The sequence below is a fragment of the Martelella mediterranea genome (assembly GCF_021021415.1).
GTDB lineage: Bacteria > Pseudomonadota > Alphaproteobacteria > Rhizobiales > Rhizobiaceae > Martelella > Martelella mediterranea_C.
This window is the reverse complement of record NZ_JAINWJ010000017.1, coordinates 1-19,595: the sequence shown is the minus strand read 5'-3', so window position 1 is coordinate 19,595 and position 19,595 is coordinate 1. Positions and strand designations below refer to the sequence as shown.

Here is a 19,595-nt window from a genome sequence, read left to right as displayed (position 1 = left end):
AGCGCGTCCAGCGGTCAACGAATTTGACCGGCAATGCCCGTTTTGTTTCTATATCGGCCTTCGGGCGGGCAAACGCAAGGGTCAGCAGAGCGCATCGATATCGGCGTCGTCCAGCCCGTCGGGCAGAACGGTGACCGGTATCGTAAACGCATTGCCGCGTCCGGCAAGCATCGAGACCAGCGGCCCCGGCCCTTCCTTGGCGGGGCCGGCGGCCAGAACCAGGATCGCGATATCGCGATCTTCCTCGACCGCGGCATTGATCTCCTCGGCCCGGTCGCCCTCGCGGATCACGATTTCCGGATCGATGCCGATCGCCTCGCGCACATTCTCGGCGGCGCGGTTGGCAATCGTTTCGGCCTCCTCGCGCGCCTCGGCGCGGATGATTTCCTGAACCCCGATCCACTCCTGCGCATCGTGCTGCGGAATGATGTAGCACAGCACCAGCCCGCCATTGGAATTCTTGGCGCGGCGGCCGGCATAGCGCACGGCGCGGATGCATTCGGGCGTATCGTCCACGATGGCCATGAATTTTCGGCGATGTCCGGCCTCGCCGGAAAGACGTTTGGAAACCATTGTGTCACCCCACCAATCTCAAGAAAGCCCGCGCGGCTGTTGAAGACAAGACTGCGGCTGGAACGCGTCCGCGAGGAAAACGCTCCATCCCATCGCGTTTCGCCGCAGGTCAGGCGTTTCCGCCCGACTGCAAACGCGGCAGGCCGAGCCGGCCGATGCCGGTGGCCAAGCGAACATCATATCATAGATCGCAGAAAATCAAGCGCCGAGGCGCTATCAGAGCAGGCCGACGATCTCGTGAACGTCCTTCATGGTCTTCTGCGCGATGGCCCCTGCCCGCTCGCCGCCATCCTTCAGGACGGCATCGATATGGCCCGGATCGGCGTTGAGACGCCGCATCTCAGCGGTGACCGGCGCGAGCACGGAAACCGCAAGATCGGCCAGCGCCGGCTTGAACTGCGAGAACTGCTGGCCGCCGAATTCGGAAAGAACATCGGCCTTGGTGCGATCGGCAAGGGCCGCGAAAATGCCGACGAGATTGTCGGCCTCCGGCCGGCCCTTCAGCCCTTCGACCTCGCTCGGCAGCGCATCCGGATCGGTCTTGGCCTTGCGGATCTTGCGCGCCACGGTCTCGGCATCGTCGGTCAGGTTGATGCGCGACAGATCGGACGGGTCCGATTTCGACATCTTCTTGGTGCCGTCCTTCAGGCTCATCACCCGGGGCGCAGGCCCTTCGATCAGCGGCTCCACCATCGGGAAGAAGGCATGCACCGGCTGGTCGCCGACCGTGATGTCGATGCCCGTCCCGGCCGCGCGGATTTTCTTCTCGAAATCGAGATTGAATTTCATCGCGATATCGCGCGTCAGTTCCAGATGCTGCTTCTGGTCGTCGCCGACCGGCACATGGGTGGCGCGATAGACCAGAATATCGGCCGCCATCAGGCTCGGATAGGCGAGCAGGCCGAGCGAGGCGTTCTCGCGGTCCTTGCCGGCCTTGTCCTTGAACTGGGTCATCCGGTTCATCCAGCCGATGCGGGCGACGCAGTTGAAGATCCAGGCAAGCTCGGCGTGCTGCGGCACGGCCGACTGATTGAACACGATGTGCTTTTTCGGATCGATGCCGGCGGCGAGATAGGCGGCGGTGATCGCGCGCGTCTGCCCCTTCAGGTCGTCATGGACGAGCTGGGCGGTAATCGAATGCATGTCGACCACGCAATAGATGCAGTCCATCTTGTCCTGGAGCGCCACGAATTTTCTGAGCGCGCCCAGATAATTGCCGAGATGCAGATTGCCGGTCGGCTGGACGCCGGAGAAGATTTGCGGCTTGAAATCACTCATGTCAGTTCTCTTTCGGACGGGTGGAAGGCCCGGTTCATCGGGTTTTGCTGGCAGCGCTTATGCACCGCGGCGCGCGGCGCGTCAAACGGAGAAGAGGTCCTATCCTCGGCGGCGACGGACGAGTTTCATGATCAGCGCCCGGTTGACCCCGCCGGTGGCGAGCACCAGGCCGAAATAGACCGCCATGGCGATCGCGATCAGGATCAGCACGCCGCCGAGCTGCTGCATGAAATGCGCCCCCGGCGCAAACCAGGCCGAAAGCTTCACCGCCGCAAATTTCACCGCTGCCGCCATCGCCGCGCCGCTCAGGACGATCAGCGGTATGCGGCGCATCAGCAGGCTGTCGAACTTCAGATGGCCGGAGATCACGAGCGTGGTCGCCAGCAGAACCACATTGGTCCAGCCCGAAACCACCTCGGCAAGGGCAATGCCGCGTTCGGCAAGGATCGGAAACAGCGAGATGGCAAGCACGGAATTTATGCCGACCGCGATCATGGTGAAGCGCATCGGCAGTTTGGTGTTCTCGCGGGCATAGAAGGCCGGCTGCAGCGCCTTGGTGAGCGCAAAGGCCGGCAGGCCGAAGGCGTAGACCGTCATGATCGCGGCCACCAGCGTCGTGGTCTCGGGCGTAAACGCCCCGCGCTCATAGAGCACCCGCGTGATCTCGGTGGAGATCATTATCAGGCCGAACGCCGCCGGAACGGTGAGAAACAGCACGAATTCGATGGTGCGGTTCTGGATATGGCCGGCTTCCGAAAAATTGCCGGCCTTCAGCGCCCGCGACAGTTCCGGCAAAAGCACCACGCCGCCCGCCACGCCGACGACGCCAAGCGGAAGCTGATAAAGCCGGTCGGCATATTGCAGCGCCGAGATCGCGCCATCCTTGCCGGAGGCCACGGCCTGGCCGATCAACTGGTTGATCTGGATGACACCGCCGGTGATCGCAGCTGGCACGGCCAGCGCCACCAGCCGCCTGATTTTCGGCGTGATCTTCGGCATCCGCAAGGTGAAACGCATGCCGGCGCGGCGGACATCGAACCAGACGACCGCAAGCTGGATAACGCCCGCGACCAGCACGCCCCAGGACAGATATTCCGCCATCATCTGCGGATCGGCCTTGACCCAGACGCCATAGGCCAGCACCGCGATCAGCACGATGTTGAGGAACACCGGCGCGATCGCGGCGGCGAAATAGCGATGCAGCGAGTTCAGCATGCCGCTCATCATCGCCATCAGCGACATGCAGATCAGATAGGGAAACATCACCGATGACAGCCTGACCGTCATCTCGAACTTGTCGGCATCATCGGCAAAACCCGGCGCGATGATGAAGCGCACCAGAAGCGGCATCGCCAGTTCCATGACCACGGTGATCAGGAACAGCGCGGTGAACAGTACGCCCAGAACCTGCTCGGCAAAGCGCTTGGCGCCGTCGACCCCGCTTTCCTCGATCTCCTTGGAAAACAGCGGCACGAAGGCGGCGTTGAACGCGCCTTCGGCAAACAGCCGGCGAAACAGGTTCGGGAAGCGGAAGGCGGCGTAGAACACGTCGGCCATCGGACCGTTGCCGAGCGCCGCCGCCATCATGGTTTCGCGCGCGAATCCGAACAGCCGACTTGCGAAGGTGGCGCCGCCGACGGTGGCGAACTTGCCGGCGAGGCTCATTTTTCGCGCCCGTCCTTTGCCTCGACCCGGCGCGGACGCGTGCCGTTTTCGGCCGGCAGCAGCATGCCGGGCGGCATGCCCCTGCGATAGTCGTCGCCCTTTTCCTCGAGCACAGCCTTCATCCTTTCGACGATCGCCGACTGCCGGCTTTCGCTGGTGATCTTGGCGCCGACAAGGTCGGTCACGTAAAAGCTGTCGATCACCTTCTCGCCAAAGGTGGTGATCCGCGCGGTCTGGATATCGAGCGAAAGCTCGGACAGCGTCTGGGTCACGTCGGCAAGCAGACCGGTGCGGTCGAGGCATTCGATCTCGATAACCGTGAAGATATTGGAGAGCTTGTTCGACACCGAGACATGGGTCGGCACCGAAAACGGCCGCACCGATCGGCGCTCGCGCTGGCGCGCGGCGATCAGTTCGTTGAGGTGTTTGCGTCCCGTAAGCACGTCCTCGATCAGCTTGCCGATCGTGTTGGCGCGCCGCAGCTCATCGGCGTCATCGTCGAAGGCGCGGTTCAAAAGGATGGTGTCGAGCGCGCGGCCATCCGTGGTGGTGAATATCTGCGCATCGGCAATGTTCGCTCCGGTCGCGGCGCAGGCGCCTGCGATGATCGACAGAAGCCGCGGATGGTCCGGCGCCAGAAGCGTGAGCTCGGTGATATCGTGGAACGCATTGGTGCGCACCATGGTGGAGAACAATTGCCGCGACTTGTCAGCCTCGCGGATAAACCGCGCATGGCGAACCTGGTCTTCCAGCGGCACCGACAGAAGATAGTTCTGGTATTGCAGATTGGCGTATTTGCGCCGCTCGGCATCCTCCCACCCGTTGAGCGAATCTTCCAGAAGCTCGACGGCGCGCTCGGCCCGCGCCTTTCGGGAAACGGCGGAAAAACCGCCCGACAGCAGGATTTCGGTCTCGTAATAGAGCGTGCGCAACAACTGCCCCTTCCAGCCGTTCCAGACATCGGGCCCAACGGCGCGGATATCGCAGACTGTCAGGATCAGCAGGAGGTTGAGCCGTTCGAGCGACTGGACCTTGTCGACGAAATCGACCACGGTCTTGCGGTCGTTGAGATCGCGGGTCTGCGAGGTCATCGACATCAGCAGGTGATGTTCGATCAGCCAGGCGACCTGTTCGGTCTGCTTCGCCGTCATCCCGAAGCGCGGGCAGAGCTTGCGCGCGACCCGTGCGCCGGCAATAGAGTGATCTTCCTTACGGCCCTTGGCGATATCGTGCAGCAGCACCGCGACATAGAGCACGGTCCGGTCCTCGACCGACTGGATCAGCCTCGCGGCCAGCGGATGGAGTTCCGACTCGCCACCGGCATTGTCGATCTCCGACAGCACGGCGACCGCGCGGATCAGATGCTCGTCGACGGTGAAGTGATGATACATGTTGAACTGCATCATCGCGACGATACGGCCGAATTCAGGGATGAACCGACCGAGCACGCCGGCCTCGTTCATGCGCCTGAGATAAAGCGCCGGGTCGTTGCGCGAGGTCAGGATCGACAGGAACAGCCGGTTGGCCTCCTCGTTCTCCCTGATCTCGGCATTGATCAGCGACAGCGAACGCGTCACCACCTTCAGCGCATCCGGATGGAATTCCAGGTCGTTGATCACCGCGACATAGAAGAAGCGGATGATGGCGACCGGGTCCTTCTTGAACACGTCCGGCTCGGCGAGCGCGATCCGGCCGCTATCGGACACGAATTCGAGCGAGCCCGGTATCTTGCGCTGACGTCTGTAAAGCTTCGACCAGACCACCTGACCGAACGTTGGCGAGGCCTTGGCCTGCTGCTCCTCCAGGTCGGAGCAGAAAATGCGGGTGAGATCCCCGACATCCTTGGCGACCAGAAAATAATGCTTCATGAACCGCTCGACGGCCGAAAGGCCGGGCCGGTCCTGATAATCGAGGGCGGCGGCGATTTCGGCCTGCACGTCGAAGGTCAGCCGCTCCTCGGCCTTGCCGGTGAGGAAATGGAGGTGGCAGCGCACCGTCCACAGGAAGTCCTCGGCGCGCAGAAACAGCTTCAGTTCCTGGCGCGACAGAACGCCGAGTTCCACGAGTTGGGCGGTGTCGCGCACCCGGTAATAATATTTGGCAATCCAGAATAGGGTATTGAGGTCGCGAAGCCCGCCCTTGCCCTCCTTGACGTTGGGGACCACGAGATAGCGCGTGTCGAAGGATTTCTGGTGGCGCTGGTCGCGTTCGGCAAGCTTGGCGGCGATGAAATCCGGACCGGTATCGTCCACCACCTCCTTGTCGAAGCGCCGCTCCAGCGCGTTGGCAAGCGCCTTGCGGCCGGCGATATAGCGCATTTCAAGGATCGAAGTGCGGATGGTCATGTCAGCCTTGGAGAGCTTGATGCACTCCGTCACGCTGCGGGTCGCATGACCGACCTTCTGGCCCATGTCCCAGAGCATGTAGAGGATATATTCGATCGCCTTCAGCGTATCGGTCCGGTCGGTTTCCTCGATCAGGAACAGAAGGTCGATATCGGAACCCGGCGCCAGCGTGTCGCGCCCGTAGCCGCCGACGGCGGTGATCGCGAATTCCTTGCGGGTATCGGGAAAGATCGTGCGGGTGACCAGATCATGCAGCGCGATCAGCATCTGGTCCTCGAGCCAGGAGATGCGCCGCGCGCATTCCAGCCCGCCGCCATCAGCCTTCAGCAGTTCATAGGCGCGGGCGCGACCGGCGGCGTTGACCTCCTTCAGCCGCGCCAGGATCGCCTGACGCGTCGCATCCGGATTGCCGTCATTCTTGCGCGCGATCGCACGCAACTCATTGCGCAGCGCCGAAGGCTCGAACACCTCCGTCATGGCATAGGAATCGGCTTGTGGCGGCGCGCCCTTCACGGTGTTCTGCGCCGTACGTTCGCGCTGTTCCGGTGTCCGCTGCTCTGCCCTTTTTGTCTGCATAGACCTGCCTTTTCATCGGCGGTTCTCGCGCCGCCGGTGGTGTCTTAAAGCAAATCACTCATCAATGGAAACGGCATCATGCATTTTCCGCTTCAGCGCGTAGAGCGTTTCCAGCGCCTCGCGCGGGGTCATGTCGTCGGGCCGAATGTCAGCGAGCATGGCCTCGACCTCGGAGGCTTTTGGCGCGGGCTCGGGCGCGCGCATGGCCGACTGGAACAACGGCAGATCATCGATCAGGCTCGCGGCCGGATTCTTGCGGTCGGCATCCTCCAGCCGCGTGAGCACGTTCTTCGCGCGCTTGACCACGGCAGCCGGCAGGCCGGCGAGACGGGCGACCTGAATACCGTAGGAGCGATCGGCCGCCCCCGGGCCCACCTCGTGCAGGAAGACGACATCGCCCTTCCATTCCTTGACCCGCATCGTCGCGTTCACAAGCCGCGAAAGCTTTTCCGAAAGGGCGGTCAGTTCGTGGAAATGGGTGGCGAACAGGCCGCGGCAGCAATTGACGTCATGCAGATGCTCGACCGCCGCCCAGGCGATCGAGAGCCCGTCAAAGGTCGCCGTGCCGCGCCCGATCTCGTCGAGAATGACCAGCGAGCGCGGGCCCGCCTGATTGAGGATCGCCGCCGTCTCGACCATCTCGACCATGAAGGTCGAGCGCCCGCGCGCCAGATCGTCGGACGCGCCGACCCGCGAAAACAGCCGGTCGACGATGCCGATATGGGCTTTTGCCGCAGGTACATAAGCGCCGATCTGGGCGAGGATCGCGATCAGCGCATTCTGGCGCAGGAAGGTCGATTTACCACCCATATTGGGACCAGTCAGCAGCCAGAGGCAACCGTTTTCGCCCGTGACCGGCGACAGCGTGCAATCATTCGCGACAAACGGACCCGCCGATTGCTTGCGCAGCGCCTGCTCGACGACGGGATGACGGCCGCCCTCGATTTCGAAGGCCGTGGTGCCATCGACCTGCGGCCGGCAATAGGCCTCCGCCTCGGCCAGCACGGCAAGACCGGCCGAGACATCGATGATCGCGAGCGCGTGTGCGCCCTTCTTCAGGCTTTCGGCGGCCGCCACGACGTTACGGCGGAGCGTTTCGAAGGCCGTGAGCTCGATCGCCAGCGCCTCGCCCGCCGCATTGGCGATCCGGCTTTCGAGATCGGCAAGCTCGGCGGTGGTGAACCGCATCGCGTTCGCCATGGTCTGGCGATGGATGAACTTCGCCTTGGCCGCATCGCCCTCGGTCAGCGCACGGGCATTGCCGGCGGTAACTTCGATGAAATAGCCGAGCACGTTGTTGTGCTTGATCTTCAGCGCCTTGACCCCGGTCTCCTCGGCATATTGCGCCTGCAGCCCGGCGATGATCCGGCGGGATTTGTCGCGCAGCCCCCGCGCCTCGTCGAGCGCATTGTCCGCGCCTTCGCGCACGAACCCACCGTCGCGCTTGAGGAGCGGCAGCTCTTCGGCAAGGGTTGCGGCAAGCTGCTGCTCCAGGTCGTGCGGCAGGGCCTGAAGCGATGCCAGCGCGGCGGAAAGTTCGCCCGGCAGCTCAGCGCCCGACAGCACATCGGCGATCGCGCGGGCAACCGTGAGGCCGCGCTGGATCGCGCCGAGATCACGCGGGCCGCCGCGATCAAGCGCCAGCCGCGACAGCGCGCGCGGCATGTCGGGAAGCTGCTTCAGGTGGTCGCGCACGGCATCCGAGCGCGCGACATCGGAGATGAAGAAGCCCACCGAGTCGAGCCGCGCATGGATGGTGTCGACGTCCGTCAGCGGCGACATCAGCCGTTCGCAGAGAAGGCGCGCGCCGCCGCTTGTTACCGTGCGGTCGATCGCCTTCAGGAGCGAACCGTCGCGCCCGCCGGCCATGGTGCGCACCAGTTCGAGGTTGGAACGGGTGGCGGGGTCGATGAACATCGCCCCGGACGCGCCATCCTGCTCGGGAATGCCGATCGGCGGGCGTTCGTTGATCTGGGTCTTTTCGACATAGGCGACGGCCGCGGCGGCGGCGGAAAGCTCCGGCCGCGAAAACCGCCCGAAGCCATCGAGCGTGGCCACGCCGAAGAACCGGCCGAGCCGGTCCTGCGCGGTTGCGCCGTCAAACAGCACGGCCGGCTGCGGCGAGACCGCGCGGCCCAGAAGATCGAAGACCGGCCGCAGTTTCTCATCGGCGAACACGGTATCGGCGACGACCAGTTCGCGCGGCTCGACGCGCATGATATCGGCCGCGAGCCTGCTTTCAGACGACGAGCAGACGCGGAAGACGCCGGTGGAGATATCGATCCAGGCGAGGCCGTAATTGCTTTCTCCCTCGCCGCCCTTCACCCGCGACAGCGCCATCAGGTAATTGCTTTCGCCGGGCGCGAGCAGCTTGTCCTCGGTGATTGTGCCCGCCGTCACCAGTCGGGTAACGTCGCGCCGGACCACGGATTTCGAGCCGCGCTTCTTGGCCTCGGCCGGGTCCTCGGTCTGTTCGCAGACGGCGACCCGGAAGCCGAGGCCGATGAGCTTCTGCAGATAGTCGTCGGCTGAATGAACCGGCACGCCGCACATCGGAATATCGCGGCCGAGATGCTGGCCGCGCTTGGTGAGCGTGATCGACAGGGCGCGGGCCGCCTCGACGGCGTCGTCGAAGAACAGCTCGTAGAAATCGCCCATCCGGTAGAACAGCAGGAGATCGGGGTTTGCGGCCTTGATCTCGATATACTGCTCCATCATCGGCGTTGCCGATGCCCGGCTTTCCTCGGAGATCAGTTCTTCGGTCGGGATACGATTATCGTCTGCCACGGCGCACGCTCGATATGAAGGGATTGCCCCTCTCATCTGTCACGAATTTCTACGGCTCGAAAGTGTCGGCGGCAAGAAAGCTGGGCAAAACGTGGTGGTGGGGGAATCGTCAAAGCTTGCCGCTTGCACCCAATACTCTCTCCCGCTGGCGGGAGAGATGCCCCGAAAGGGGCAGTGAGGGTGGTGCGGCATTTCCAGTCGTGAGGGCGTTTGCTGGGATAGACTCCCCCCTCACTGTCGCTTTCGCGACATCTCTCCCCTCCGGGGCGAGAAGGTTTGGGGGCTATGCGGTTTACGCCCGAAGCCTGATCAGCTTGCGAACCGTCCGGCGTCGGCGCCGTAATAGTTCAGATAGCGGTCCGAGATCGAGCTGATGGGGAGCACGATCAGCACGTCGGTGGTGTTGAAGGCGTGATCGATGACCGCGCCTTCGCCGACCATTGCGCCGAGGCGCAGATAGCCCTTGATCAGCGGCGGCAGGCCGGTGAGAGCGCGCCGACCAGAGGCTTCCTCGGCCGGCATCAGGTTCATGTCGACCGCCAGTTCGGGCCGGGCGGCAACCGCCCAGTCGCCGGTGGCGCGGGCATTGTGATGCAGGAAGGAAAGCGCCATGGCGTGGTCCGCGGGATCGGTGCCATGGAAGGAGGCGCAACCGAACATCACGCCGATATCGTGCTTCAGCGCATAGGCCCAATTGCCTTGCCAGAGCAGCTCCACGGTGCGCTTGCTGCGGTAATCCGGCAGCACGCAGGACCGGCCAAGCTCCATGAAGCGGACCTCGGGGTGGCGGGCGACGAGATCGGCGGTCTGGAACTCGGAATCGGAATAGAACCCGCCATGCTCCATCGCCACTTCGTGGCGCAGCAGGCGGTAGGTGCCGACGATCTGGTCTTCGGGCTCGCCCTCGATCTTGTGGTCGACGACCAGAAGATGGTCGCAGATATCGTCCCAGCGGTCGAAATCGCGCTTGGCGCGCATCGCCGCTTCCGGCAGGCGGGCCTGCATCTCCTCCACGAAAACGCGGTAACGGATGGATTGCGCGGCATCGATCTCCGCCGCGGTTTCCGCAATCCGGGTCTCCAGACTGCCGATGCGGCCGAGCACGTTGTTACCGGCCACCGCGATCGAAGCGTCTGCTGGGACCGATGGTTGCAGAAGATCAAGGACTTCCATCGTCATCGCACGTTCCGGATCATTTGTCTTGGGTGTCATAAAGCACTTTACTGCGACAGGTTCGTGACAGCCGCATCCCGTATTCTGAGGGCGGGAGAAGGTCTGGCTCAACGCCTCCCCGCGCCGTTTCCGTGCTATCCGGGCAACCGCCCGACTGGAAGAAACTGTAATACATGGCGGTGGCGAGGTCCAGCCGCTTTTGACGAAACGCCAATAACGGGGTCAAGCCAGAGGGCCTTTCAACTCATTGAATGGCAAGGTTTTCTGCTAATATACCCGCCGCCGACCCTCAGGCCTTGTCCTTGCCCGATCCGTTCAGCAGGAACTCCTGGATGAAGATCATGACGGCGCCGACGGTGATGTAGCTGTCGGCGAGATTGAAGATCGGAAACGTCCAGTCGCCGACATGGAAGCGGATATAGTCGACGACGTGCCCATAGATGAAATGATCGAGAATGTTTCCGAGCGCGCCCGAAACCACCAGCGCGAAGCCGATCAGCGCGAACACCTGCCCCGGCGCGGTGCGGCGCCAGAGATAGATCACCACGGCCACGATCGCCAGCCGCATCGCCACCAGCGCCCAGCCATTGGTGTCGGACAGCAGCGAGAACGCGATCCCCGGATTGTAGGTCTTGAACAGACCGAGGAAGGGCAGCACGTCATAGGTCCGGTGCAGCGGCAGATAGACCTCGACCGCGAACTTGATCGCAGCGTCGAGCAGAACGGCGATCACGATGAACAGGACCGCGGGGCCCGGACGGGAAAGCGGCGAGGTCATCGGCCGGGCTCCTCAAGAGACAGAAGGTGGCGGCGAGCCTCATACAGCATCACCGCGGTGGCGACCGCCAGATTGAGCGAATCGGCCCTGCCCTGCTGCGGTATGCGCGCGAGCCGGCCCGCCCCCTCGGCAAGTTCGGGCGGCAGGCCCTGCTGCTCATTGCCCATTAGGAGCACGATCGGTTTTCTGGTGTAATCGATGCTGCGGTAATCGACGGAGCCGGCAAGATGGGTCGCGACGACTTCCGCGCCGCTTTTCCTCGCCCAGTCCAGAAACGCCTTTGGCTCGGCGCGCGAGACCGGCAGCGCGAACACAGAGCCCATCGTCGCCCGCACCGTTTCCAGCGAAAACGGATCGGTGGTCTCGCCGACCAGAATGATGCCCGACGCGCCGGCCGCATCCGCCGTGCGGATGATCGTGCCGAGATTGCCCGGATCACGCACCCGGTCGAGCGCGATATAGGTCTCGTTCTTCTGCGGCGCGATCTCGGCAAGCGGGCGGTAATGGCTCTCAAAAACGCCGGCGACCATCTGCGGATTGTCGCGCCGCGTGATCGCACCGAGCACCTTCTCGGAGACCTCGAGCACCAGACCGCCGGAGGCAACCGTCTTGGCGGCGGCCTTTTCCACCGGCGGCTTGCCCTTGGCGGCCTTGGCGTAGATCAACGTGCGGATCGTCCAGCCGAGCTCAAGCGCGTCGATGATCAGCTTCAGGCCCTCGGCCAGAAACGTGCCGCTTTCCTCGCGGTGCTTCTTCTGGCTGAGCGCCCTGATATCCTTGATGATCGGATTGGAGAGGCTGGTGACCTCCTTGACCGTGCCGACGCGCGGGGCGCGTTCCTTCTCGAAGCTCATTGTGGCAACCACCGCGCATAAAGGGATGTGGAGAGCGCCCTGCCCGGCTCGGTCCCGGAAAGCCCGCCCTCGCGGATGACGAGTTCGCCCGATTCGACCACGCCGCCAAAGCCGCGCATGGTTTCCATCATCAGTTCATGGACGGAGTAGAAGCTGGCGCGGATCGAATAGGCGGTCAGCACCAGGCCGAGTGCATCGGGCTTCAGGATCGCGCGGCAGAGATCGAGCATGCGTGGCAGATGTTCGAACAACTGCCAGACCTCGCCATTGGGCCCCCGCCCGAATTTCGGCGGGTCGGTGAGGATGATGTCGTAGTGGTTGCCGCGCCGCTCCTCGCGCTCGATGAACTTCATCGCGTCGTCGCAGATCCAGCGGATCGGCCTGTCGTTAAGGCCGGACAGGGCCTGGTTCTCGCGCGCCCAGCCGATCGCCTTCTTCGAGGCGTCCACATGGGTCACCTCGGCGCCCGCCGCAGCCGCAACCAGCGAGGCAACGCCGGTATAGCCGAAGAGGTTCAGTACCTTCGGCCTGTCGCCGCCGCGCCTTGCCTCCAGCACGTCGCGCATCCACTGCCAGTGGGCGAGCTGTTCGGGGAACACGCCGACATGGCGAAAGGCGGTGAAGCGGCCGAGAAAATCGATATCCATGATCCGAAGCGGCCAGGTCTCGCCCAGCGCCGCCTTCGGAAACATCCACCGGCCCATGCCCTCTTCATCGGTATCGCCGGTAAACACCGCGTCGGCATTCGCCCAGACTTTTTGCTCCAGCAGCGGTGGCCACAGCGCCTGCGCTTCGGGGCGCACGATGCGATAGTCGCCATATTGCTCAAGCTTCAGCCCGTGGCCGCTGTCGATCAGGTGAAAGCCGTCGGCGGACACCGATTCGAGAATGTGGGGAATCCGCTCCGCCGGCCGCTCGCCGGGCTTCATCGCAACCCATTGCGGTTCCGGCTGGCGGCTCTTGCGCTCAGCCGGTTCGCGGGCCTCATCGCGGCGGCGCGGGGCCTGACTGCGTGCGGGCTTGGACGAAGGCGCGTTGCGGCGATCACCCTTGCCGGGCTTGCGGCGTGTCTTGTCCTGTTTCGGAGGCGTCATGAAAAGCCGTCATCCCGGATTGGTCGAAAGCACGCGGTTTATCAGCCCTGCCGGGAAAATGGCAAGCCTTGTCGGCTGCGCCGCCTCAGGCCGAGGGCAACCGGTCGAGCGGACGCGTCTGCGGCAATTCGGCGGGCTGGGTCTTTTGGCGGTCGGCCTCGGCGCGCCACTGTGCGGCCTCGCGCTTCTTGGCCTTCGCGGTCTTGCGGTGCTTGCTCTGGGAAAACCAGGTTGCGAGCGAACCGAAAACGAGGCCCAGAATGAAAGCGATGAAGATATAGGCGAAGAATGGTGCGGAGACGGAAAGCACCTGATCTTCCGCGTTGAACGGATTGAGCGCCATGGTCACCGACTGGCGGTTGGCCACGCAGAGCACGATGAGCACGACCCCGACCGGCACCAGAATGAGAATGTTGATCAGCTTTTTGGTCATGATGCGCGCCCTGTTATTCTTTCCGCCGTCAGTTGCCGTTTTTCTGGTCCGGATTGAGGCGTTCGCGCAACTCCTTGCCGGTCTTGAAGAACGGCACCCACTTCTCTTCAACGAAAACGGCGTCGCCGGTGCGCGGGTTCCGGCCCGAGCGCGAGGGCCGGTTCTTGACCGAAAAAGCGCCGAAGCCGCGCAGCTCGACCCGGTTGCCGGCCGCCAGCGCATCGGCGATTTCATCGAGAATGGCGTTCACGATGTTCTCGACATCGCGGTGATAAAGATGCGGGTTGCGTGCCGCAACAATCTGAACCAGTTCCGACTTGATCACATTCGACCCCTCAAATCCATGATTTTCATTGCCAATTAGTCTGCCCCACAGACCATGGCCCGTCAACAAGTCCGATCCGCCCCGGGACGATTTCGCCCCGCCCCGTCGCCTTTATAAATCCGTTGTGGCTGAGAAAGCCTCAAACTCGACCTGTTTACGTTATACGCGTCAACGAGTTCAAGTGGCCGAAGACACAAGATGACGCGATTTGGCACGTCGGCGCATCTTGCTGGCGAGGATGTCGCCGCGATACCACAGGCACGGACTTGCTGCTTGATTGCGACCCCGCCAATGCCTAGATGGTCAACTTGTTCTCGACCGCGAAACATAATAACCGTGGGGCTTCGAGTGCACGCACGCAATGGACACCGAAACGACACGGCATGACAGTTTCCGAGGCAACAGACCGGGCATCGATCGACCAGGCTTTCCGCCGGGCGGCAAAGCATACGCGCACCGTGCGGCGGTTAAAGATCTTGCTGCCGATCGCCGCCTTCGCGATCGCAATCGCGCTGATCGCCATGGCCTTCGTGCAATCGCTGGTGCCCGACAACCTCTCGCTTGGCTCGGCCACGATTGAAGACGGCATGATCGTGATGACCAATCCCGGCATAACCGGCCGCAATCGCGACGGCATACCGTATTCGCTGAAGGCCGACCGGGCGCTTCTGCCCGCCGCCAATCCGGATGACAGCACCGTGCTGCTTGAAAATGTCACCGCGCAGGTTCCGGTCGAGGATTCGGTGACGGCGGTCGTGGATGCCGCGCGCACGCTCTACGACCGGGCGACCGAATATCTCAATATCGACGAGCCGTTCACCATCAAGCTTTCGAACGGCATGCATGCGGAGTTCAACTCCGCCGCAATCGATATCCAGGGCGGGACGCTTAAAAGCGACGACCCGGTGACCGTGACCGCGCCGCAGGCCTCGGTGGTTGCCCGAAACGTAAATATCACCGATAACGGACAGAAAATTCGGTTCGGGGGCGGTGTTCATGTTACACTTTCCCCGTCTGCCCTCGGTCAGGGCAATCAGTGAGGTTATCGATGGCGTTGGGTATTTCTAGATTCAGAACCGGCATGATCCCGGCAGCCGTGGCGTTCGCCGCGCTCTGCGCAGCGGTGCTCCCGGCCGATACGGCGTTCGCACAAGCCACCGAAACCACCGGCTTCCAGCTCGCCGGCGACCAGCCCATCGATATCGATGCCGATGAGTTCGAGGTCGATGACGCGACCAAGCTGATCACCTTTTCCGGCAATGTCGTTGCCGTGCAGGGCGTCAACACGGTGCGCGCCGCCAAGATGACGGTACGCTATGAAGGCGGCTCCACCGGCATTGCCTCGGGCCAGGGCGATATCGACCGGATCGATCTCACCGGCGGCGTTCGCCTCGACACCGACACCCAGTCGGCGACCGGCGACAGCGGCCATTTCGACATGCCGAGCCAGCAATTCGTCCTGGAAGGCAAGGAAGTGGTGCTCAAGGAAAACGGCAATGTCTTTGTCGGCTGCAAGCTGACGGTCAATATGGCGACCAGCCAGGCCAAGCTTGACGCCTGCGGCAAGCGCGTCCAGATCCGCCTCAATCCGCAATCGCGGCCCGGCAACTGATCCGGGGGTGCATGTGAACAAGGCAAAATCCGCAGCGCCGCGGGCGGCTGCCCCGACGGCAGAGACCACGCAGCCGAAGACCAACAATGGCCGCCCGCCCGTGAATTACGAAGGCACGCTGATTGCCGAAGGCCTGACCAAGTCCTACCGCAATCGCCGCGTGGTGAATGGCGTGTCGCTGGTCGTGCGCCAGGGCGAGGCCGTCGGTCTGCTCGGCCCGAACGGGGCGGGCAAGACCACCTGCTTCTATATGATCACCGGCCTCGTTCCCGTGGATGAGGGCCGCATCGCCTTGCACGGGCGCAACGTTACCGGCCTGCCGATGTATCGCCGCGCCAGGCTCGGCGTCGGCTACCTGCCGCAGGAAGCCTCGATCTTCCGCGGCCTGACGGTGGAAAACAACATCCGCGCCGTTCTGGAGCTCACGCCGCTGAACAAGCGCGAACGCGAGGACAAGCTGGAACGGCTCATGGAAGAGTTCGGCATCGCGCGGCTGAGGAAATCGCCGGCGGTCGCGCTTTCCGGCGGCGAACGGCGACGGCTCGAGATCGCCCGCGCGCTGGCCACCGACCCGGCCTTCATGCTGCTTGACGAACCCTTTGCCGGCGTCGACCCGATTTCGGTCTCCGATATCCAGGGGCTTATCCGTCACCTGACGCAACGCGGCATCGGCGTGCTGATCACCGACCACAATGTGCGCGAAACGCTGGGCATGATCGACCGGGCCTATATCATTCACGCCGGCGAGGTGCTGACCCACGGCAGGGCCTCGGAAATCGTCGCCAACAGCGATGTCCGCAGACTTTATCTCGGCGACAATTTCAGCCTCTGAAGATAGCGCTCGTCTCGCCAGCGATTCGGCCTTGATCATCAAGCAATTTTTATGCCAATCTCACGGACTGAAATGGCCGGCCTCTTCCGGCTGCGCATTTTTGGGGGTTTTGCGTTTACATGGCACTTGGCGCCAAACTGTTTCTGAAACAAAGCCAGTCGCTGGTCATGACCCCGCAATTGATGCAGTCGATCCAGCTTCTGCAGATGCCCCATGCGGAGTTGACTGCGTTTATCGCGCAGGAAGTGGAGAAGAACCCGCTCCTGGAAATAGGGGGCGACGAAGGCCACGTGGACGAGAGACCCGAAGCCGCAGAGCTTCCGGCCCACGAAAATCCGGAGCCGTCGAGCGACTGGTTCCGAGAGGACAGCCAGGCCTCCGACCGGCTGAAGGAAAGCCTCGACAGCAATTACGACAGCGCTTTCACCGAGGATGCGCCAACGTCGCGACCCGACGCGCCAGAGCTGATGAGCCAGTGGAAATCGATGCCCGGCGGGGCTGGCGACGAACATGTCGACCTCGACGAGTTCGTCGCCAGCCGGCCCTGCCTGCGCGACCACCTGACCGACCAGATCGCCCTGACCTTTCGCGATGCGCGCGCCCAGGCGATCGCGCGCCACATGATCGACTATCTCGACGACGCCGGCTATTTTCGGGGAGAGCCGTCCGAAATCGCCGGCAATATCGGCATCGGCACCGACGATGTGACGCATGTGCTCGAAAGGCTCAAATCGCTCGATCCGCCGGGCGTCTTCGCCCAGTCGCTGTCCGGCTGCATGCGCGAACAGCTCCGGCAAGCCGACAGGCTGGATCCGGCCATGGAAGCGCTCGTCGACAACCTCGACCTGGTGGCGCGGCGGGATTTCCAGAAGCTGCGGCGTATCTGCGGCGTCGATGACGACGATTTGCTGGACATGATGGCGGAGCTGCGCCGGCTGAACCCCAAGCCCGCCAGCGCCTTTTCCAGCGACGCCACAGAATCGGTGCTGCCCGATGTGATCGTCACCGCGCGGCCCGGCGGCGACTGGCAGATCGAGCTCAACAGCGACACGCTGCCGCGGGTGCTCGTCAACCGCCCGTATCTGGCCGAGATCAAGGCGTCGCGGGGCATGTCGGAAGCGGACCAGACCTTTCTCAACACCTGCCTGCAGAACGCCAACTGGCTGACCCGCAGCCTCGACCAGCGGGCCCGCACCATCATGAAGGTCGCCGGCGAAATCGTGCGCCTGCAGGACGGTTTTTTGCGGCATGGCGTCGATCAACTGCGGCCGCTCAATCTCAGAACGGTGGCCGAGGCGATCAAGATGCATGAATCGACTGTCAGCCGCGTCACCTCCAACAAATATATCCTCACGCCGCGCGGGCTGTTCGAACTGCGCTATTTCTTCACCGTTTCGATCGCCGGGGCCGATGACGACGCGGCCAGCCACTCCGCCGAAGCCGTGCGCCACAGGATCAAGCGGCTGATCGACGACGAGACGCCGGCGGCGGTGCTTTCCGACGACGATATCGCCGCGGTGCTGAAGGAGGACGGAATCACGCTCGCCCGGCGGACGGTTGCCAAATACCGCGAGGCGATGAACATCCCCTCCTCCGTCCAGCGTCGGCGGGAGAAGCGGGCCCTTGCGCGGGTTGCAGCCGGCTGAACCGATTAGAACGGACAAATAATGCCCGCATTGACTTCGCGGTCCATGAACGATAGAGCATCCGCCGCAAAGGGCGCGAACCGATACTTGAATGGTTTCGTGACCGGACGACGACGCCGAGATGGCGAGCCCAACGGACGGACGGCATGAAGAACGCGGAACGAATTGCAGATTTCCCGCTGGCAAACGGCTGAAAAAAGCCCAAATAGATATTGATGGCCGTTTGTCATCACACTGCCAACAGGGCCAGTGATCCGACCCTCTTGGAGGAGATCGAAGCTTGGCCTAAAGTGGCTCGTGGAAACACAAGAAGAAGGGCATAACCATGAGTGTTCGCGTCTCGGGCAAGCAAATGGAAGTCGGCGAGGCTTTCCGCCAAAAAATCGAGGATCAGATCGAGGAAGCGGTCACCAAATATTTCGACGGCGGCTATTCGGGCCAGGTAACCGTGGAAAAGGCCGGCGGCGGCTTCGAGGCCGATTGCAAGGTCCATCTCGACAGCGGCGCCGTGCTGCACGCGGCCGGCAAGGCGCATGATCCCCAGGCCGCCTTCGAGGCAGCCTTCGAGCGGATCGCCAAGCGCCTGCGCCGCTACAAGCGCAAGCTCAAGGATCACCACAACGGCCATGCCGTTTCCGCCGAGTTCGCCTATTCGGTGATGGACACGCCGCCCGAAAACGACGACGAAATTCCGGAAGACTACGCGCCGGCGATCGTCGCCGAGGCCAAGGCCGAGGTGCGCACCATGGCTGTCGCCACCGCCGTCATGGCGCTCGACATGACCGACAAGCCGCTGATGTTGTTCCGCAACCCGGACAACAAGACGCTGAACATCGTGTATCGCCGCCCGGATGGCAATATCGGCTGGATCGACACAGCCGGCATTCAGGGCTGACCCTCAAACCGGCGGGCGCCGCAAGGCGTCCGCTTTTCACGCCAGGATACCAGGACATGGCACTCGACGACCTGCTGAAACAGGAAGCGATCATCCCCGCCCTCAAGGCCAATTCCAAGAAGCAATTGCTGCAGGAACTCGCCGCCCGCGCGGAAGCCGTGACCGGTATACCGGAGCGTGAAATCTTCGACGTGGTTCTGCAGCGCGAGCGTCTGGGCTCGACCGGCGTCGGCAACGGCATCGCCATTCCGCACGGCAAGCTGCCGAAGCTCGACCACATTGCCGGCGTGTTCGCCAGGCTTCAGCATCCCGTCAATTTCGACGCGCTCGACGACCAGCCCGTCGACCTCGCCTTTCTGCTGCTGGCCCCGGAAGGCGCCGGCGCGGATCATCTGAAAGCGCTCTCACGCGTCGCCCGCCTCTTGCGCGACCAGGAGCTCACCCGCAAGCTGCGCGCTTCCGACAGCGACAGCGCGATCTACGCGTTCTTGAATTCGGACCCGGATTCCTCGGCGGCGTGAGGGTGTTTGCCCTCGTTTTTTTCTGCAGCCCCTCCCCATAAATTACGTCATGCTCGGGCTTGACCCGAGCATCTAACCACGTCTGTCGCGAGAGGAGTGAGCGGATTTTCGCCGGTTATCGCAACAACATGGCGACATCCGCAGACGCCAGTCGCGTGGCGAGGTGCTTGGATCCTCGGGTCAAGCCCGAGGATTGTTTGTTGAAAAC

Annotated in this window: 17 protein-coding genes; 6 read left to right on the top strand and 11 right to left on the bottom strand. The window is 63.1% G+C overall.

Features of this window, described 5'->3' with window-relative positions; all coding sequences use genetic code 11:
• Positions 1–81: 81 nt before the first annotated feature.
• The 11 genes from K7H91_RS12625 to K7H91_RS12575 all read right to left on the bottom strand — a co-directional run bounded on the left by K7H91_RS12625 (position 82) and on the right by K7H91_RS12575 (position 13,881).
• A complete protein-coding gene (locus K7H91_RS12625) occupies positions 82–573 on the bottom strand; it encodes a universal stress protein (protein ID WP_230720634.1) in 492 nt (163 codons plus the stop codon).
• Between the two features lie 216 nt (positions 574–789).
• Positions 790–1,851 (bottom strand): tryptophan--tRNA ligase, encoded by a 1,062-nt coding sequence (trpS, locus tag K7H91_RS12620; RefSeq protein WP_230720633.1) that lies wholly within the window; start codon positions 1,849–1,851, stop codon positions 790–792.
• A 99-nt stretch (positions 1,852–1,950) separates the two neighbouring features.
• Positions 1,951–3,516, bottom strand: coding sequence for a murein biosynthesis integral membrane protein MurJ (gene murJ / locus K7H91_RS12615; protein WP_230720632.1), 1,566 nt, complete (start codon positions 3,514–3,516; stop codon positions 1,951–1,953).
• Positions 3,513–6,437, bottom strand: a complete 2,925-nt coding sequence (locus K7H91_RS12610; protein ID WP_230720631.1) for a [protein-PII] uridylyltransferase — start codon at positions 6,435–6,437, stop codon at positions 3,513–3,515. The genes murJ and K7H91_RS12610 overlap by 4 nt, the downstream gene beginning before the upstream one ends.
• A gap of 54 nt (positions 6,438–6,491) precedes the next feature.
• Positions 6,492–9,260, bottom strand: coding sequence for a DNA mismatch repair protein MutS (mutS, locus tag K7H91_RS12605; protein WP_269066201.1), 2,769 nt, complete (start codon positions 9,258–9,260; stop codon positions 6,492–6,494).
• A gap of 273 nt (positions 9,261–9,533) precedes the next feature.
• Complete coding sequence (locus tag K7H91_RS12600; RefSeq protein ID WP_026173598.1) at positions 9,534–10,397, bottom strand: GNAT family N-acyltransferase; 864 nt, start codon at positions 10,395–10,397, stop codon at positions 9,534–9,536.
• A gap of 289 nt (positions 10,398–10,686) precedes the next feature.
• Complete coding sequence (lspA, locus tag K7H91_RS12595; protein ID WP_230720629.1) at positions 10,687–11,175, bottom strand: signal peptidase II; 489 nt, start codon at positions 11,173–11,175, stop codon at positions 10,687–10,689.
• On the bottom strand, positions 11,172–12,029 hold the full coding sequence (locus K7H91_RS12590) for a TrmH family RNA methyltransferase (RefSeq protein ID WP_230720628.1): 858 nt from the start codon (positions 12,027–12,029) through the stop codon (positions 11,172–11,174). Before K7H91_RS12590 ends, lspA begins: the two co-directional genes overlap by 4 nt.
• Positions 12,026–13,123 carry a class I SAM-dependent methyltransferase gene (locus K7H91_RS12585; RefSeq protein ID WP_230720627.1) on the bottom strand — a complete coding sequence of 366 codons (1,098 nt, stop codon included), beginning with the start codon at positions 13,121–13,123 and terminating at the stop codon, positions 12,026–12,028. The genes K7H91_RS12590 and K7H91_RS12585 overlap by 4 nt, the downstream gene beginning before the upstream one ends.
• 85 nt (positions 13,124–13,208) lie before the next feature.
• A complete protein-coding gene (locus tag K7H91_RS12580; RefSeq protein WP_230720626.1) occupies positions 13,209–13,556 on the bottom strand; it encodes a LapA family protein in 348 nt (115 codons plus the stop codon).
• 28 nt (positions 13,557–13,584) lie between these two features.
• The gene (locus K7H91_RS12575) at positions 13,585–13,881 is read right to left on the bottom strand and encodes an integration host factor subunit beta (protein WP_230720625.1); all 297 of its coding nucleotides are present in this window, start codon (positions 13,879–13,881) and stop codon (positions 13,585–13,587) included.
• Between the two features lie 383 nt (positions 13,882–14,264).
• Here K7H91_RS12575 and K7H91_RS12570 point away from each other — a divergent pair, with 383 nt between their 5' ends.
• The 6 genes from K7H91_RS12570 to ptsN all read left to right on the top strand — a co-directional run bounded on the left by K7H91_RS12570 (position 14,265) and on the right by ptsN (position 19,387).
• Positions 14,265–14,921 (top strand): LPS export ABC transporter periplasmic protein LptC, encoded by a 657-nt coding sequence (locus tag K7H91_RS12570; protein WP_230720624.1) that lies wholly within the window; start codon positions 14,265–14,267, stop codon positions 14,919–14,921.
• Between the two features lie 8 nt (positions 14,922–14,929).
• Positions 14,930–15,493, top strand: a complete 564-nt coding sequence (locus tag K7H91_RS12565) for an LptA/OstA family protein (protein WP_230720623.1) — start codon at positions 14,930–14,932, stop codon at positions 15,491–15,493.
• Between the two features lie 7 nt (positions 15,494–15,500).
• On the top strand, positions 15,501–16,325 hold the full coding sequence (lptB, locus tag K7H91_RS12560; protein ID WP_230720622.1) for an LPS export ABC transporter ATP-binding protein: 825 nt from the start codon (positions 15,501–15,503) through the stop codon (positions 16,323–16,325).
• Between the two features lie 119 nt (positions 16,326–16,444).
• Positions 16,445–17,971 (top strand): RNA polymerase factor sigma-54, encoded by a 1,527-nt coding sequence (rpoN, locus tag K7H91_RS12555; protein WP_230720621.1) that lies wholly within the window; start codon positions 16,445–16,447, stop codon positions 17,969–17,971.
• A gap of 325 nt (positions 17,972–18,296) precedes the next feature.
• Positions 18,297–18,866: a ribosome hibernation-promoting factor, HPF/YfiA family gene (gene hpf / locus K7H91_RS12550; RefSeq protein WP_230720620.1), complete on the top strand. Its 570-nt coding sequence runs from the start codon at positions 18,297–18,299 to the stop codon at positions 18,864–18,866.
• A 56-nt stretch (positions 18,867–18,922) separates the two neighbouring features.
• Entirely contained in the window at positions 18,923–19,387 is a 465-nt protein-coding gene (gene ptsN / locus K7H91_RS12545; RefSeq protein ID WP_018065559.1) for a PTS IIA-like nitrogen regulatory protein PtsN, read from the top strand.
• The last annotated feature ends 208 nt before the right edge of the window (positions 19,388–19,595 follow it).